Below are 15,885 nucleotides of genomic sequence, written 5' to 3'. Positions count from 1 at the left end.
GCGCGTACGTGGAGGGGGCGCCCGGAGATCTCCGGGCGCCCCCTCCACGTACGACCACGTACGACCACGTACGACCAGTACGTACTGCCGCGACCCGCGGCCTACGCGCCGAGCAGCTTCCTCACCCGCTCCTGGCCCACCGCGAGGAGCAGGGTGGGCAGGCGCGGGCCGGTGTCACGGCCCACCAGCAGGTGGTAGAGCAGCGCGAAGAACGTGCGCTGGGCGACCTTGATCTCGGCCGGGAGCTCCTTGGGGCCGGCGTCGGCGGAGAAGCCGGCCTGGACCTTCGGAACGCCGTAGACGAGGTGGGTGAGCCCGTCCAGCGACCAGTGCGTGTCGAGGCCGTCGAGCAGCAGCCGCAGCGAGGCGCGGCCCTGGTCGTCGAGGGACTCGATGAGCTTCGTGTCGGCCTCGTCCCGGACGACGGTCCGCTGGTCGGCGGGGACCTGGGTGTTGATCCAGGCCTCGGCCTTGTCGAGCCGCGGCCGGACGTCGTCGAGCGAGGTGAGCGGGTCGGCGGGGTCGAGCTCGCTGAGGATGCGCAGGGTCTGGTCCTCGGCGCCGGCGGTGATGTCGGCGACGGAGGCGAGGGTGCGGTAGGCCATCGCGCGGGGCGTCGCCGGCAGCGCGCCCGCGGCGGTGCCGACGGCGCGCGCGTGGGCGGCGACGTCCGCCGGGAGGGCGGACCCGTCGGCGACCTTCCCCGCCAGCTTGTCCCACTCGTCGTACAGGCGCTGGATCTCCTGGTCGAAGGCGATCTTGAACGACTGGTTGGGCCTGCGGCGGGCGTAGAGCCAGCGCAGGAGCTGCGGTTCCATGATCTTCAGCGCGTCGCCCGGGGTGGGCACCCCGCCCTTGGAGGACGACATCTTCGCCATCCCGGAGATCCCCACGAAGGCGTACATGGGCCCGATGGGCTGCTTGCCGCCGAAGATACTCCCGACGATCTGCCCGCCGACCTGGAAGCTCGACCCGGGGGACGAGTGGTCGACCCCGCTGGGCTCGAAGACGACGCCCTCGTACGCCCAGCGCATCGGCCAGTCGACCTTCCAGACCAGCTTGCCGCGGTTGAACTCGCTGAGCAGGACGGTCTCCGAGAAGGCGCACTCCGTGCAGGTGTACGTCAGCTCGGTGGTGTCGTCGTCGTAGGCCGTGACGGTGGTGAGGTCCTTGCCGCAGCCGCCGCAGTAGGGCTTGTACGGGAAGTACCCGGCGGAGCCGGTGCCGTCGTCCTCGGCGGCCGCGCCGGACCCCTCGGCCGCTTCGAGCTCGGCCTCGTCGACGGGCTTCTGGCCCTGCTTCTTCGCGGGGGCCTTCTTGGTGCGGTACTGGTCGAGGATCGCGTCGATGTCACCGCGGTGCTTCATGGCGTGCAGGATCTGCTCGCGGTAGACCCCGGACGTGTACTGCTCGGTCTGGCTGATCCCGTCGAACTCGACGCCCATCTCCGCCAGCGCCTCGACCATGGCGGCCTTGAAGTGCTCGGCCCAGTTCGGGTACGGGGAGCCGGCCGGGGCGGGGACGGAGGTCAGGGGCCTGCCGATGTGCTCGGCCCAGGACGCGTCCGTGCCCGGGACGCCGTTCGGCACCTTGCGGTAGCGGTCGTAGTCGTCCCACGAGATCAGGTGCCTGACCTCGTGGCCGCGGCGGCGGATCTCGTCGGCGACCAGGTGCGGGGTCATGACCTCGCGCAGGTTGCCGAGGTGGATGGGGCCGGAGGGGGACAGTCCCGACGCGACGACGACGGGTTTGCCCGGGGCTCGGCGCTCCGACTCCTCGATGACCTCATCCGCGAAACGGGAGACCCAGTCGGTGGTCTCGGTGCTCTGAGCCACGATCGGCACGTCCTTCTTTCCTCAGGAGGTGTCATGGGCCGGCGGTACGGTTCGCACGGCTGACCGCTTCATTCTCCCAGCTACCGCCGCATCCACGAAAACGGCTTTCCCTCACCTCGGGGGCCGGCCCCCGAACCCCCGGTCCTCGGGCGCCGGACGGGCTGCGCATCCAGCCCGTCCGGCGTCCGAGGACGAGCGTGCCGGTGCGACAGGGGGGTCCGGGGGCGCAGCCCCGGGGGACGGGAAGGGCAGGGGCGGCGGGGGCGAAAACCCCTTTACCCCCCGTGGGATACTGGGCGCACCCACCCGTACCCACCAGGAGAACGGCATCCACTCCATGGCCCCGGTCACGTCCCTCACCGCCCACGTCCACCAGCGCCTGACGGCCGCGCTCACGGCAGCCCTGCCGGAGACCGCGGACGCGGACCCGCTGCTGCGACGCAGCGACCGGGCCGACTTCCAGGCCAACGGGATCCTCGCCCTGGCGAAGAAGGCGAAGGCCAACCCCAGGGACCTCGCGACCCGGGTCGTGGACCAGGTCGTCAAGGGTGACCTGATCGGGGACATCGAGGTCTCGGGCCCCGGCTTCCTGAACATCACGGTCACCGACCGGGCGATCACGCAGACCCTCGCGGCCCGCGCCGCGGACCCCGCGGACCGCCTCGGTGTCCCGTTCCTCGACCACCCCGGCACGACGGTCGTCGACTACGCCCAGCCGAACGTCGCGAAGGAGATGCACGTAGGGCACCTCCGCTCGGCGGTGATCGGCGACGCGGTCACGCAGATCCTGGAGTTCGTCGGCGAGAGCGTCGTCAGGCGGCACCACATCGGCGACTGGGGCACCCAGTTCGGCATGCTGATCCAGTACCTGGACGAGCACCCGCACGAGCTGGACCGCAGCGCGCGCGACGCCGGCGACGGCACCGCGGAGACGGGCGAGGAGGCGATGTCGAACCTCAACCGCCTCTACAAGGCCGCGCGGACGCACTTCGACTCCGACGAGGAGTTCAAGACGCGGGCCCGCCGCAGGGTGGTCGACCTCCAGGCCGGCGACCCGGACACCCTCGCCATCTGGCAGCGGTTCGTGGACGAGTCGAAGGTCTACTTCTTCTCGGTCTTCGAGAAGCTGGACATGGAGATCCGGGACGCGGACATCGTCGGCGAGTCGGGCTACAACGACATGCTGGACGAGACGTGCCGCCTCCTGGAGGAGTCGGGCGTCGCGGTCCGCTCGGAGGGCGCGCTGTGCGTGTTCTTCGACGACGTCAAGGGCCCGGACGGCAACCCGGTCCCGCTGATCGTGAAGAAGTCGGACGGCGGCTACGGCTACGCGGCCACCGACCTCTCCGCGATCAGGAACCGCGTCTTCGACCTGAAGGCGGACACGCTCCTGTACGTGGTCGACGCCCGCCAGTCCCTGCACTTCAAGATGGTCTTCGAGACGGCGCGCAGGGCGGGCTGGCTGAACGGGGAGACGAAGGCGCGGCAGCTGGCCTTCGGCACGGTCCTCGGCAAGGACGGCAAGCCGTTCAAGACCCGTGAGGGCGAGACGGTCCGGCTGGTGGACCTGCTGGACGAGGCGATCGACCGTGCCACGACGGTGGTCCGCGAGAAGGCCGGGAAGGTGGGCCTGTCCGAGGAGGAGATCGTCGGGAACGGCCGGTTCGTCGGGGTCGGCGCCGTGAAGTACGCGGACCTCTCCACGTCCGCGGTGCGGGACTACAAGTTCGACCTGGACCAGATGGTGTCGCTGAACGGCGACACCAGCGTGTACCTCCAGTACGCGTACGCCCGTATCCAGTCGATCCTCCGCAAGGCCGGGGACGCGCGTCCGCTGGCCCACCCGGAGCTCGCGCTGGCTCCGGCGGAGCGTGCGCTGGGGCTGCACCTGGACCAGTTCGGCGAGCTGCTCCTGGACGTGGCCGCGGGCTACGAGCCGCACAAACTGGCCTCGTACCTCTACCAGCTGGCGTCGCACCTGACGACGTTCTACGACCAGTGCCAGGTGCTGAGCGACGCGAACCCGAAGGAGGTCGTCGAGAACAGGCTGTTCCTCGTCGACCTGACGGCCCGCACGCTCCACCGGGGCATGGCGCTGCTCGGCATCAGGACCCCCGACCGCCTCTGACCTCGCACCACGACGGCAGCCCTTCACCCGTTCGGGTGAAGGGCTGCCGTGTGTCCGCACGTCACAGCGCTGGCCAAAGGTTGAGGTCCCGGGGCGCACCCCGCATGATGCGATGCTGCGGGGCCGCCCGCCCCGGATTCCGGGGGCCCACGGGCCCTGTTGGACCGCACGCTGGGAGCGCAATGAGCACCGCACTGCCCTTCTCCGCCCCTTCGGCCGACCGGAGGGTGGCCGCCCGTGCTGCCACTCGTTGAGACCGGCGAGGAGCTGGCCGACGTCGTCCGGGACGAGGCCCTGCTGCGGCCGGCCGTCGCCGACCTGTGCGAGCGCCTCGGGCTGGTCCCGAAGCCGATGGTCCGCTATGTCGAGGGCTCGCTGCCGGTGTACGCGATCGGCGCCGCGCACGTACTGAAGCTGTTCCCCGCCTTCGAGAAGCTCGACGCGCGGCGCGAGGAGCGGATGCTCACGCATGTGTACGGCAGGCTGCCGGTGCCGACACCGCAGCTGTACTCGGCGGGCGCGTACAAGAACGGCTGGTCCTTCGTCCTGATGTCCCGGCTGCCCGGCGAGAGCCTCGCGCAGGCGTGGCCGCGGATCCCGGCGGCGGAGCAGGACCGGCTCGTCACGGAGGCCGGCGAGACGCTCGCGGCCCTGCACGCGCTGAGCACCGCCCCGCTGGCGAGCTTCGCCGGCCCGGCCGACTGGGGCCAGTTCGTCGACGCGCAGCGCGTGAACGCGGTGGAGCAGCAGCGCGAGTGCGGGCTGCCGAAGGCGTGGCTCGACCAGATCCCGTGGTTCCTGAGCTCGGTGCCGCTGGCCGCGCCGGCCCGGCGGGTGCTGCTGCACACCGAGTTCATGCGCGAGCACCTGACCGTGGAACCGGACAGCTGGCGGTTGACGGGCCTGTTCGACTTCGAGCCCGCGATGATCGGCGACCCGGCGTACGACTTCGTGAGCGTCGGCCTGTTCGTCTCATGCGGGCAGCCCCGGCTCCTGAAACGTTTCTACGAGGCCTACGGGCGCCCGCCGTTCGACCCGCACACGCTCATGGCGTACACGCTGCTGCACGTCTACAGCGACCTGCCCACGTACCTGCGCGTGCTGCCCGAACCGCCGCTGCCGACGCTGGACTCGCTCGCGCAGACGTGGTTCGGCACCGGCTGACGGGGCGTCGGCCGCGGACGTCCGGTCCGGTGACGGCCCCCGGGACCGTTGTCGGTGACGGGTTCTAGAGTCATGGGCATGGCGACTCTTCCGAACCAGCTGCCGAAGCTCGCGGCCGACCCGACCGGTCGCCCGCTCGGCCTCGACCTGCCGCCCGGCGCCCTGCTCGACACGACGGTCGAAGGGCCCCACGGCGAACCGCTGCTGTGGCGCGCCCACGGCCCGGCGGCGCCGGGCGACTGGCTGCGGCTGGCGTCCGCGCGCCGCACGGCCGGTCTGTACCCGGTCCTGGTCGGCGGACGCCGTGACAGCGAATCGCACCCGGACAAGTGGGAGTTGCGCCCGGACCTCGCGTCCTACCCGGGTGACCACGACGCCGAGGAGGTGCTGGCGGAGCTCTGGGAGGAGTGCGCGGCGGACGTGCGGGAGACCGACTGGCCCGGTCTCGCCGCGGCGGGCGTACCGGACGTCGACCCGGACGTGTGGGCGGCCGAGGTGACGGACGCCCTGACCGGCGGGGCGGGCCCGCTGGAGGAGCCGCGCCTCGCGCTCGTCCCGGCCCGCCGCAGCGCGGACATCCCGGCCGCGCTCGGCTGGTGCGGCCCGGTCAACCACGTGAACGACGTGGCGGAGCTGTGCGCGGTCCTGCGGTCCTGGGAGGACCGCTTCGGCGTCCGGGTCGTGGCACTCGGCTTCGACCAGCTGGTCGTCTCCGTCGCGGCCCCGCCCCGCGGCCCGGCCGAGGCCGGGGCGGTGGCGGCCGAGCACTACGCGTTCTGCCCCGACAACATCACGCAGGGCGGCTACGCCTCCCTGCGGGCGTACGCCGAGCGCGAGGTGCTCGGCGCACGTTCCTGGACCTTCTGGTGGGACTGACCGCTCAGGGCTTGCGGCCGGTGACCGCGTACACGTTGATGTCCGCGTCCGTCACGTCGCCGATGTCGCGGTAGCGGACCTTCTCGATGTCGTCGAGGGTGTCGAGGTAGCCGTCCTCGGCCCGCTCGGGCGCGGGCGCCGCGTTGTCGGGCCGCCAGCGGTGGGCGGGGACCACGCCGGGCTCGTCCACCTCCAGGCCGTTCTCGGTGAGGAACCGCTCGACCTGCGCCTTCGTACGCAGCACGAAGGTGAAGCCCCGCTCGGTGTACGTCCGCTGGACCGCGCGGACGTTCTCCGGGTTGAGGTCCTCGGTGAGGTGGCTGAGCACGAGCCGGCTGCCCGGGGGCAGCGCGTCGATCAGCTCGCGCACGATCGGGTAGGCCCGCTCGTCCTCGACGAAGTGCAGGATCGCCACCAGCGCGAGGGCGATCGGCTGCCCGAAGTCCAGGGTCCTGGCGGCCTCTTCGAGGATCTGTCCCGGGTCGTGCAGGTCGGCGTCGATGTAGTCGGTGCGGCCCCGGGACCCGCTGGTGAGCAGGGCGCGCGCGTGGGCGAGGACGACCGGGTCGTTGTCGACGTACACGACACGGGAGTCGGGGGCGATGCGCTGGGCGATCTGGTGCACGTTCTCCTGGGTGGGCAGCCCGGTGCCGATGTCCAGGTACTGGTGGATGCCCTCCTCGCCGGTCAGTGTGTTCACGGCGCGGCGCAGGAAGTCGCGGTTGTGGCGGACGTCGAGGTAGCCGCGCGGGTTGGCGGCGAGCGCGGCGGCGGCCGCGGCCCGGTCCACCGGGTAGTTGTCCTTGCCCCCGAGGAAGACGTCGTAGACGCGGGCCGGGTGCGCCTTGCTCGTGTCGATCCTCCTTCTCAGCTCGGCGGGGTCCTGGCTGAGAGCGTCACCGGGCATGGGGTCTCTCCCTGGGGAGTCGCGTCGAAAGGGGTCCGTCAACGGGCAACAACCTAACTCCCGGGGCGACTTGATGGTGCCCCGGCCGCGCGATCCGGGACCTGGTCACCCGCCCGGCACCTGGTCACCCGTCCGTGGCCCGGGCGCTCATCCGGGGACGTCGGGCCGGTACTCGTCGCGCCCCCAGGCGGAGTCGCCGAGCGGGTAGGTGTACGCGGGCCGCCCCACGTGGCCGCTCGTACGGAACGGCCTGCCGTGGTCGTCGACGCGGAGGGTGCCCTTCCGGCTGCCGCTCGACCACTCCAGCTCCAGGTACCAGCTCACGTGGTGCGTGCGGGCGTCCGCGAAGACGTGGAAGACCTCGGGGTCGGTCTCGCTGACCTTGTACGGGAAGTCGCGCTGCCCGGCCCTGGGCGAGGTCGCGGGCCGCCCGTCGTCGAGGTCCACCCCGAACGACGCGGTCCGCACACCGCCACCGCAGCCGACGCCCATCGCGAAGTCGTTCCAGGCCAGGGGCGCGCCCCTGGCGACGACCCGTACATGCAGCTCTTCCAGGACGACGGTGGCCCTCCCCGCGCCCTGGACGGTCAGCGTGAGCATCTGCTGTCCGGCGGCGACCCCGCCGAGCGCGTTGACCCACCCGCGCGCGTCCGGCTCGCTCGGCGGCGGGGGCACCTGCCCGGGCCCGCGGTCGACGAGGTAGTGCTGGCTGCACTGGTCCTCCCAGCTGTACGCGTCGACGGCGACCGTGGGTGCGGTGGCGCCGCCGTCGCTCGCGGCGTCCGGCCCCGGGCCCCGGGCCGCGCCGCTCCGGGAGACGGAGGGCGAGGGCGCGGGCGAGGCGGACGCCGAGGGTTTCCCGGACGGCGAGGCGGACGGTGAGGCCGACCTGCCCTTCGCGTCGCCGGACGCACCGGTCTCCGGACGGCCTCCGGCGGATCCGGCGGCCCCGACCGACCGCCCGCGCCCCTCGTCGCCCCCGTCCGGCACGAGGTTCACCACGAGCGCCGCCACCACGGCGGCGGCCACGGCCGCCCCGGCAAGGACGCCGGTACGCCGCCGCCGTACGGCCGCCCCGCCCGCGGCGGCCGGCGGGGCCGGCGACCCGACGGGGGCGGACGGGCCCGGACCGTCCGCCGGATCCGCGCCCTGCGCCCCGGAGGCGGCCGAAGCGGCCGGAGTCCCGGGCACCGCGGGCTTCTGGCCCCGGGAGGCGTCCGCGAGGATCCACCGCCGGTGCAGTTCCACCAGTTCCTCAGGCGTCGCCCTGCACAGCCGGGCGAACCGCTCCACGGGCGCGTAATCCGTCGGAACGGCGTCCCCGTTGACGTACCGGTGCAGCGTGGACGCACTCGTGTGGAGCCGCTTCGCGAGGACCCCGTAACTGAGCCCGGACCGCTCCTTCAGCCGCCCCAGCAGGTCCGTGAACTCGTCCCCCGCCACCGTTTCTCCCTTGTCGGCGTCCCGGACCCGCATTCCAGGGGCAGGCCGTTCCCCCAGGTCAGGGCCGTTGCAGTCATTCCAGCGTCCCGAAGATCCCGGCCGGTGTGGCGGCCGGGACGGACCGCCGCACAAGCTTGGGCCATCCAAGCACGCCGCTCCCGGCACCCGGTCGAGCGGTCCGTGCCACCACCCGTACCGCACCAGGGGGATCACCCATGTCCGCACGCACCACCCGCACCCGTGCCCAGCTGCTCGCCGCCGCCGCGCTCACCGTCGCCACGCTGTCCCTGACCGCGTGCAACAGCTCGGAGGGCGTCCGCGACGAGGGTGCGTCGAAGAGCTCCTCGTCCACGTCGTCCACGTCCGAGGAAGGCAAGGGGACGTCCACGGGCAAGGGCCACGCGGACACGGCGGCCGCGAAGAACGACGAAGGCGGCACGGGCATCTCAAGCTCGACCGGCGCCAAGGGCCCGCGGGGATCGTCGGGCGCCGGCGGGGCCTCCGGCTCCGCGGGGGACCCGTCCGCCGCCCTCACGCCCTGCACCGACATCCGCACGACGGCCACCGTGGTCGACCGCCCCCTCAACCACCTCCTCCTCACCGTCACCAACACCGGTTCGAAGAACTGCGACCTGGTCCGCTACCCGGCCGTCCGCCTCGGCGCGGCCCAGTCGGTGCCGCCGGCCTACGAGGACTCCAAGCCGCAGGCGGTGGTCACCCTCGCGCCGGGCGAGTCCGGCTACGCGGGCGTACTGCTGTCGGCGGCGGACGGCAGCGGCTCCAACGGCTACACGGCCAGGACGCTGACGTTCTACCTCGACACGGACTCGCAGACGCCCGCCAGGCCGTCGCTGCCGAAGAAGGGCGTGTACGTCGACGACTCGATCCGCGTCACGTACTGGCAGGCCTCGATGGCGGACGCCCTCTCCTGGTGACGGCGGCCCCGCCCCGGCGCGCGCTCAGCGCAGCTTCTGCGCGACCTCCGTCGCCCAGTACGTCAGGATGTTGCGCGCGCCGGCCCGCTTGATGCCCGTCAGCGTCTCCAGGATCGCCCGGTCGCGGTCGATCCAGCCCTTCTCCGCGGCGGCCTCGATCATCGAGTACTCCCCGGAGATCTGGTACGCGGCGACGGGCAGGTCCACGGCGTCCGCGACGCGCGCCAGGATGTCGAGGTAGGGCCCGGCGGGCTTCACCATGACCATGTCGGCGCCCTCCTCCAGGTCGAGCGCCAGCTCCCGCAGCGACTCCCGGACATTCGCGGGGTCCTGCTGATAGGTCTTCCGGTCACCGCGCAGCGACGACCCGACGGCCTCCCGGAAGGGACCGTAGAAGGCGGACGAGTACTTGACGGTGTAGGCGAGCACCGCCACGTCCTCCCGCCCGATCTGGTCCAGGGCGTCGCGGACGACGCCGATCTGCCCGTCCATCATCCCGCTGGGCGCCACCACATGCGCGCCCGCGTCGGCCTGCACCTGAGCCATCTCGGCGTACCGCTCCAGGGTGGCGTCGTTGTCGACGCGCCCCTCGGCGTCCAGCACACCGCAGTGCCCGTGGTCGGTGGTCTCGTCGAGACACAGGTCGGACATCACCAGCAGCTCGTCCCCGACCTCGGCGCGCACGTCGCGCAGGGCGACCTGCAGGATCCCCTCCGGGTCGGTCCCGGCCGTCCCCACGGCATCTTTCTTGGACTCCTCCGGCACCCCGAAGAGCATGATCCCGGAGATCCCGGCGGCCACGGCCTCGGCGGCGGCCTTCTTCAGGCTCTCCCGGGTGTGCTGCACGACGCCCGGCATCGCGGCGATGGGCACGGGCTCGGCCACGCCCTCGCGCACGAAGGCGGGGAGGATGAAGTCGGCGGGATGCAGCCGGGTCTCGGCGACCATCCGCCGCATCACAGAACTGCTCCGCAACCGCCGAGGCCGCGTACCAGGGAAGGATCCGTAGCTCGTCATACCACCACGCTACGCCCGCCCCGGAAGCACCTTTACCGACGCGAAGTCGGAGCGCGGCACCCGGCGTACGACGGGAGCGGGCCGTGCCGGTACGTCGTACCGGCACGGCCCGCTCCCACGACGCGCCTCGCGGCTACGTGGTGGTACGCCTGCGCCGGGACCCGGGCCGCCGCTCGCTCGGCCGGGTGACCGGATCCCCGGCCTCGACCGCGGAGGCCCGCCGCCGCAGCCCGAACTCCGCCAGCGCCTCGGCCAGCCGGTGCACGGACGGCTCGGGCGACATGACGTCGACCCGCAGCCCGTGCTCCTCGGCGGTCTTGGCGGTGGCCGGACCGATACAGGCGATCACGGTCACGTTGTGCGGCTTTCCGGCGATGCCCACCAGGTTCCGCACGGTGCTCGACGAGGTGAACAGCACGGCGTCGAACCCGCCGCCCTTGATCGCCTCACGCGTGTCGGCGGGCGGCGGCGAAGCGCGCACGGTCCGGTAGGCCGTGACGTCGTCGACCTCCCAGCCCAGCTCGATGAGCCCGGCGACCAGCGTCTCCGTGGCGATGTCGGCACGGGGCAGGAACACCCGGTCGATCGGGTCGAAGACCGGGTCGTAGGGCGGCCAGTCCTCCAGCAGCCCCGCGGCGGACTGCTCACCGCTGGGCACCAGGTCCGGCTTGACCCCGAAGGCGATCAGCGCCTTGGCGGTCTGCTCCCCCACCGCGGCGACCTTGATCCCCGCGAAGGCACGCGCGTCGAGCCCGTACTCCTCGAACTTCTCCCGCACGGCCTTGACGGCGTTCACCGAGGTGAAGGCGATCCACTCGTACCGCCCGGTGACGAGTCCCTTGACCGCCCGCTCCATCTGCTGGGGCGTGCGCGGCGGCTCGACGGCGATCGTCGGCACCTCGTGCGGCACGGCCCCGTACGACCTCAGCTGGTCGGAGAGCGACGCCGCCTGCTCCTTCGTCCGCGGCACGAGCACCTTCCAGCCGAACAGCGGCTTGGACTCGAACCACGAGAGCTGCTCGCGCTGCGCGGCGGAGGAACGCTCACCGACCACGGCTATCACCGGCCTGCCGCCCTCGGGCGAGGGCAGCACCTTGGCCTGCTTCAGCGTCTGCGCGATGGTGCCGAGCGTCGCGCACCAGGTCCGCTGCCGCGTCGTCGTACCGGCCACCGTGACGGTCATCGGGGTGTCGGGCTTGCGGCCGGCGGCGACGAGCTCACCCGCGGCCGCCCCCACGGAGTCGAGGGTCGTCGAGACGACCACGGTCCCGTCGGACACCCCGACCTCGGCCCAGCAGCGCGCGGACGCCGTACGGGCGTCGACGAACCGCACGTCCGTGCCCTCGGCGTCCCGCAGCGGCACCCCCGCGTACGCGGGCACACCGACAGCGGCGGCCACACCGGGGACGACCTCGAAGGGCACCCCCGCCGCGGCGCAGGCGAGCATCTCGCCGGCGGCGTACGCGTCGAGCCCGGGATCACCCGCGACCGCACGGACGACCCGCCTGCCGCCCCGTGCGGCCTCCATGACAATATTGGCCGCGTCCTTCGACGCGGGGACGCCAGGGGTCGTCGACGTGCCGTCGACCACCTTCAGCTGAGGCGTGTCCGGGCTCGGGCCCGTACAGGTGTCGAGCACGGCGACGTTTCGTCTGGCGTGCGTGCGGACGACGTCGAGCACTTCGGGTTCGGCGACCAGGACATCCGCGTTCCCCAGCGCCTCCACGGCGCGCAGAGTCAGCAGTCCGGGATCACCGGGTCCGGCACCGAGGAAGGTGACGTGCCCGTGTTCGAGGCCGACGGGAAGGGTGGTGGGGCTCAATGTACTCGCTCCCCCATCAGACCGGCCGCGCCCTTGGCAAGCATCTCGGCAGCGAGTTCACGGCCGAGCGCCATTGCTTGGTCATGTGTCTCGGGTACGGGACCGGTGGTGGACAACTGCACCAGCGTCGAGCCGTCGGTCGTGCCGACGACGCCGCGCAGGCGCATTTCCTTGACAGTCTGCCCGTCGTCGGCCAGGAGGTCGGCGAAGGCGCCCACGGGGGCGCTGCAGCCGGCCTCCAGGGCGGCGAGCAGGGACCGCTCGGCGGTCACGGCGGCCCGGGTGAACGGGTCGTCGAGCTCGCCGAGCGCAGCGACGAGGTCCGCGTCGTCCGCGGCACACTCGATCGCGAGGGCCCCCTGACCGGGGGCGGGCAAAATTGTGTCGACCGGCAGGAAGTCGGTCACTTCACCGGTCCGTCCCACCCGGTTCAGTCCGGCGGCGGCGAGGACCACACCGTCCAGCTCGCCACCGCTCACGAACCCGATGCGGGTGTCGATGTTCCCGCGGATCGGAACGGTCTCGATGGTCAGCCCGTGATCGCGCGCGTACGCGTTCAGCTGGGCCATGCGGCGCGGCGAGCCGGTGCCGATGCGCGCGCCGTCCGGCAGCTGGGCGAACGTCAGGCCGTCCCGTGCGATCAGCACGTCACGCGGGTCCTCGCGGACGGGTACGGCGGCCAGTGCCAGCTCGTCGGGCTGCCCGGTCGGCAGGTCCTTGAGCGAGTGCACGGCGAAGTCGACCTCACCGCGCAGCAGCGCTTCCCGCAGGGCGGTCACGAAGACGCCCGTCCCGCCGATCTGTGCGAGGTGCTCGCGGGAGGTGTCCCCGTAGGTCGTGATCTCCACGAGCTCGACGGGCCGTCCGGTCACCTGGCTCACGGCGTCCGCCACCTGCCCGGACTGGGCCATGGCGAGCTTGCTCCGCCTGGTCCCGAGCCTCAGTGCCTGCTCAGTCATGCTCGCCCTCGGTTCTCGGCGCTCTCGAAGTTGTTGCTGTCGAAGGTCGTGCCGGCGGCAACGCGCCCGCCGTCGACGCGACTGCCGTCGGCGTCGCGGTCATCGGCCCGTGAGACGGCGGCGACCGTCTCCTGGTCCAGGTCGAACAAGGTCCGCAGCGCGTCCGCGTACCCGGCACCGCCGGGCTCGGCGGCCAGCTGCTTGACCCGTACGGTCGGCGCGTGGAGCAGTTTGTCCACGACGCGTCGCACGGTCTGGGTGATCTCGCTGCGCTGCTTGTCGTCGAGGCCGGGCAGCCGTCCGTCGAGCCGGGCGATCTCGCCCGCGACGACGTCGGCGGCCATCGTGCGCAGCGCCACGACGGTCGGAGTGATGTGAGCGGCCCGCTGGGCGGCGCCGAACGCGGCGACCTCGTCGGAGACGATCCGCTTCACCTGGTCGACGTCGGCCGCCATGGGCGCGTCCGCGGACGCCTCGGCGAGCGACTCGATGTCCACCAGCCGCACGCCGGGCAGCCGGTGCGCGGCCGCGTCGACGTCACGGGGCATGGCGAGGTCGAGCAGCGACAGGACGGGTGCGGGCCGGGGCACCTCGGCGACGGGCTCGGGCCGGCGCCGCTCGGGCACCCGTCCGAGAACGGCCGCGGCGGCGGCGAGCGCGGTGATGGCCGCGGTCTCGGCGGCCGGGTCGGCGGCCTGCTCCTCGGACCCGGTGGCCGAGCCCGTGGCCGAGGCGCCCTTGTCCACCCAGGCGGCGTGCTGCTCCAGCTCGGCCGCGGCCATGCCGGCCACGGCGGCCTCGCCCAGCACGGAGAACCCGGCGGTGCCCTGCACGGCGGAGAGGTCGAGGGGGCAGTTGTCCTCGGTGCCGACACTCGTGGGCGGCAGTTCGTCCCGTGCGGCGGAGGCGGCCGTACGGGCCGGAGCGCCGTCCGTCGCGCGGGTGCCGTCCGTCGCGCGGGTGCCGTCCGTCGCGCGGGTGCCGTCGCCGGTGACCGGCGGCCGGGCCGTGCGGCCCTCCAGCGCCGTCGCGACGACCTCGGCCGTGAGGACGAGACCCGTCGCACCGGTGCAGGACACGACGACATCGGCACGTGTCAGCTCATCCGCGACCGCGTCGATCGGCACCGCACGGGCCGCCACCGCGGTGCCGCCCCCGGAGCCGTCCTGTTCGGGGGAACGCCGCCCGTACTGCTGCGTGAGCAGTTCGGCGAGCCGCTCGGCCCGGTCGAAGGTGCGGTTGGCGACGACGACCTCGGCCACGCCCGCGCGCGCGAGCGTCGCCGCGGCCAGCGAGGACATCGAGCCCGCGCCGATCACGAGGACGCGCTTGTCCCGGGCCCAGGCGTCGACCGTCGAACCCTCGGCGAACTGCTCCAGGCCGAAGGTCACCAGGGACTGCCCGGCCCGGTCGATGCCGGTCTCGGAGTGGGCGCGCTTGCCGACCCGCAGCGCCTGCTGGAACAGGTCGTTCAGCAGGCGTCCGGCGGTGTGCAGCTCCTGCGCGCCGGCGAGGGCGTCCTTGATCTGGGCGAGGACCTGGCCCTCGCCGATCACCATCGAGTCCAGCCCGCAGGCCACCGAGAAGAGGTGGTGGACGGCCCGGTCCTCGTAGTGCACGTACAGGTGCGGGGTGAGTTCTTCCAGACCGACCCCGCTGTGCTGCGCGAGCAGCGTGGAGAGCTCGGCGACGCCCGCGTGGAACTTGTCCACGTCGGCGTAGAGCTCGATCCGGTTGCAGGTGGCGAGGACCGCGGCCTCGGAGGCGGGCTCGACGGCGACCGTGTCCTGGACCAGCTTGACCTGGGCGTCCGCGGACAGCGCGGCCCGCTCCAGGACGCTGACCGGAGCGCTGCGGTGGCTCAGCCCGACGACGAGGAGACTCATGCCGGCATCACGGCGGGGACATCCCCGTCGGGCCCTTTCCCGGCGTCCTTGGCCGCCGCGGCGGCGGCTTCGGCCTCGAGCACGGCGTCGGCCTGCGCCTCGGCCTCCTCGCCGGCCTTGCGCTGCTCGTGGAAGGCGAGGATCTGCAGCTCGATGGAGAGGTCGACCTTGCGCACGTCGACGCCGTCCGGCACGGACAGCACGGTCGGCGCGAAGTTCAGGATGGAGGTCACACCGGCGGCGACGAGCCGCTCGCAGACCTGCTGGGCGGCGCCGGCGGGTGTCGCGATGACCCCGATCGACACGCCGTTGTCGTCGATGATCTTTTCCAGCTCGTCGGTGTGCTGCACGGGGATCCCGGCGACGGGCTTCCCGGCCATCGCGGGATCGGCGTCGATCAGCGCCGCGACCCGGAACCCGCGCGAGGCGAACCCGCCGTAGTTGGCCAGGGCCGCGCCGAGGTTTCCTATGCCGACGATCACTACCGGCCAGTCCTGGGTCAGCCCCAGCTCACGGGAGATCTGGTAGACGAGATACTCGACGTCGTAACCGACACCGCGCGTCCCGTACGACCCGAGGTACGAGAAGTCCTTGCGCAGTTTCGCGGAGTTGACCCCCGCCGCGGCCGCGAGCTCCTCGGAGGAGACCGTGGGTACCGAGCGCTCCGACAGAGCGGTGAGGGCTCGGAGGTACAGCGGAAGCCTGGCGACGGTGGCCTCGGGAATCCCTCGGCCGCGGGTCGCCGTTCGGTGAGTTCGGCCAGTTGCCACGGTGCTCCTGCGGGTAGCGCGGGGCTGCAGGCGGTCACACGTCCCTGGACCGCCCCGTCGAATGCAGGTTATGTCTTTGTGAACGCGTGCACAAAGATGGTGTCCGATTTGCCCGGGCAACGTGACCGGGGTCACGCGCCCCC

12 protein-coding genes are annotated in these 15,885 nt (G+C 72.6%); 4 read left to right on the top strand and 8 right to left on the bottom strand.

Annotated features, from left to right (window positions below; genetic code table 11):
* Positions 1-101: 101 nt before the first annotated feature.
* Positions 102-1,844: a lysine--tRNA ligase gene (lysS, locus tag QFZ75_RS21930; RefSeq protein WP_307539391.1), complete on the bottom strand. Its 1,743-nt coding sequence runs from the start codon at positions 1,842-1,844 to the stop codon at positions 102-104.
* Between the two features lie 328 nt (positions 1,845-2,172).
* On the opposite strand from lysS, the gene argS reads away from it, so the two are divergent.
* The 3 genes from argS to QFZ75_RS21915 all read left to right on the top strand — a co-directional run bounded on the left by argS (position 2,173) and on the right by QFZ75_RS21915 (position 6,003).
* The gene (gene argS, locus QFZ75_RS21925; protein ID WP_307539389.1) at positions 2,173-3,963 is read left to right on the top strand and encodes an arginine--tRNA ligase; all 1,791 of its coding nucleotides are present in this window, start codon (positions 2,173-2,175) and stop codon (positions 3,961-3,963) included.
* A 237-nt stretch (positions 3,964-4,200) separates the two neighbouring features.
* On the top strand, positions 4,201-5,127 hold the full coding sequence (locus tag QFZ75_RS21920) for a phosphotransferase family protein (RefSeq protein WP_307539387.1): 927 nt from the start codon (positions 4,201-4,203) through the stop codon (positions 5,125-5,127).
* 78 nt (positions 5,128-5,205) lie between these two features.
* Complete coding sequence (locus tag QFZ75_RS21915) at positions 5,206-6,003, top strand: DUF4253 domain-containing protein (RefSeq protein ID WP_307539385.1); 798 nt, start codon at positions 5,206-5,208, stop codon at positions 6,001-6,003.
* Between the two features lie 4 nt (positions 6,004-6,007).
* Here the strand turns inward: QFZ75_RS21915 and QFZ75_RS21910 are convergent, their stop codons facing one another.
* Both QFZ75_RS21910 and QFZ75_RS21905 read right to left on the bottom strand, forming a co-directional pair.
* Positions 6,008-6,910 (bottom strand): SAM-dependent methyltransferase, encoded by a 903-nt coding sequence (locus QFZ75_RS21910; RefSeq protein WP_307539383.1) that lies wholly within the window; start codon positions 6,908-6,910, stop codon positions 6,008-6,010.
* 147 nt (positions 6,911-7,057) lie between these two features.
* On the bottom strand, positions 7,058-8,353 hold the full coding sequence (locus QFZ75_RS21905) for a helix-turn-helix transcriptional regulator (RefSeq protein WP_307539382.1): 1,296 nt from the start codon (positions 8,351-8,353) through the stop codon (positions 7,058-7,060).
* A gap of 215 nt (positions 8,354-8,568) precedes the next feature.
* On the opposite strand from QFZ75_RS21905, the gene QFZ75_RS21900 reads away from it, so the two are divergent.
* Entirely contained in the window at positions 8,569-9,288 is a 720-nt protein-coding gene (locus tag QFZ75_RS21900; RefSeq protein WP_307539381.1) for a DUF4232 domain-containing protein, read from the top strand.
* A gap of 24 nt (positions 9,289-9,312) precedes the next feature.
* Here the strand turns inward: QFZ75_RS21900 and hemB are convergent, their stop codons facing one another.
* From hemB to QFZ75_RS21875, 5 genes are all read right to left on the bottom strand, one after another.
* Entirely contained in the window at positions 9,313-10,305 is a 993-nt protein-coding gene (hemB, locus tag QFZ75_RS21895; protein ID WP_307539379.1) for a porphobilinogen synthase, read from the bottom strand.
* A 133-nt stretch (positions 10,306-10,438) separates the two neighbouring features.
* Positions 10,439-12,127, bottom strand: coding sequence for a bifunctional uroporphyrinogen-III C-methyltransferase/uroporphyrinogen-III synthase (locus QFZ75_RS21890; RefSeq protein ID WP_307539377.1), 1,689 nt, complete (start codon positions 12,125-12,127; stop codon positions 10,439-10,441).
* Complete coding sequence (hemC, locus tag QFZ75_RS21885; protein WP_307539375.1) at positions 12,124-13,086, bottom strand: hydroxymethylbilane synthase; 963 nt, start codon at positions 13,084-13,086, stop codon at positions 12,124-12,126. Before hemC ends, QFZ75_RS21890 begins: the two co-directional genes overlap by 4 nt.
* Positions 13,083-14,972: a glutamyl-tRNA reductase gene (locus QFZ75_RS21880; protein WP_307539373.1), complete on the bottom strand. Its 1,890-nt coding sequence runs from the start codon at positions 14,970-14,972 to the stop codon at positions 13,083-13,085. The genes hemC and QFZ75_RS21880 overlap by 4 nt, the downstream gene beginning before the upstream one ends.
* Positions 14,969-15,742 carry a redox-sensing transcriptional repressor Rex gene (locus QFZ75_RS21875; protein ID WP_307539371.1) on the bottom strand — a complete coding sequence of 258 codons (774 nt, stop codon included), beginning with the start codon at positions 15,740-15,742 and terminating at the stop codon, positions 14,969-14,971. The genes QFZ75_RS21880 and QFZ75_RS21875 overlap by 4 nt, the downstream gene beginning before the upstream one ends.
* Between the last annotated feature and the right edge of the window lie 143 nt (positions 15,743-15,885).

It is taken from the genome of Streptomyces sp. V3I8 (genome assembly GCF_030817535.1).
GTDB lineage: Bacteria > Actinomycetota > Actinomycetes > Streptomycetales > Streptomycetaceae > Streptomyces.
The sequence above is the reverse complement of the archived record's forward strand: the minus strand, read 5'-3'. Positions and strand labels throughout refer to the sequence as shown.

Coding starts and splice junctions, on each gene's coding strand:
- QFZ75_RS21880 (WP_307539373.1), bottom strand. CDS start 14,972: ATGAGTCTCCTCGTCGTCGGGCTGAGCCACCGCAGCGCTCCGGTCAGC.
- hemC (WP_307539375.1), bottom strand. CDS start 13,086: ATGACTGAGCAGGCACTGAGGCTCGGGACCAGGCGGAGCAAGCTCGCC.
- QFZ75_RS21915 (WP_307539385.1), top strand. CDS start 5,206: ATGGCGACTCTTCCGAACCAGCTGCCGAAGCTCGCGGCCGACCCGACC.
- argS (WP_307539389.1), top strand. CDS start 2,173: ATGGCCCCGGTCACGTCCCTCACCGCCCACGTCCACCAGCGCCTGACG.
- hemB (WP_307539379.1), bottom strand. CDS start 10,305: ATGACGAGCTACGGATCCTTCCCTGGTACGCGGCCTCGGCGGTTGCGG.
- QFZ75_RS21900 (WP_307539381.1), top strand. CDS start 8,569: ATGTCCGCACGCACCACCCGCACCCGTGCCCAGCTGCTCGCCGCCGCC.
- QFZ75_RS21910 (WP_307539383.1), bottom strand. CDS start 6,910: ATGCCCGGTGACGCTCTCAGCCAGGACCCCGCCGAGCTGAGAAGGAGG.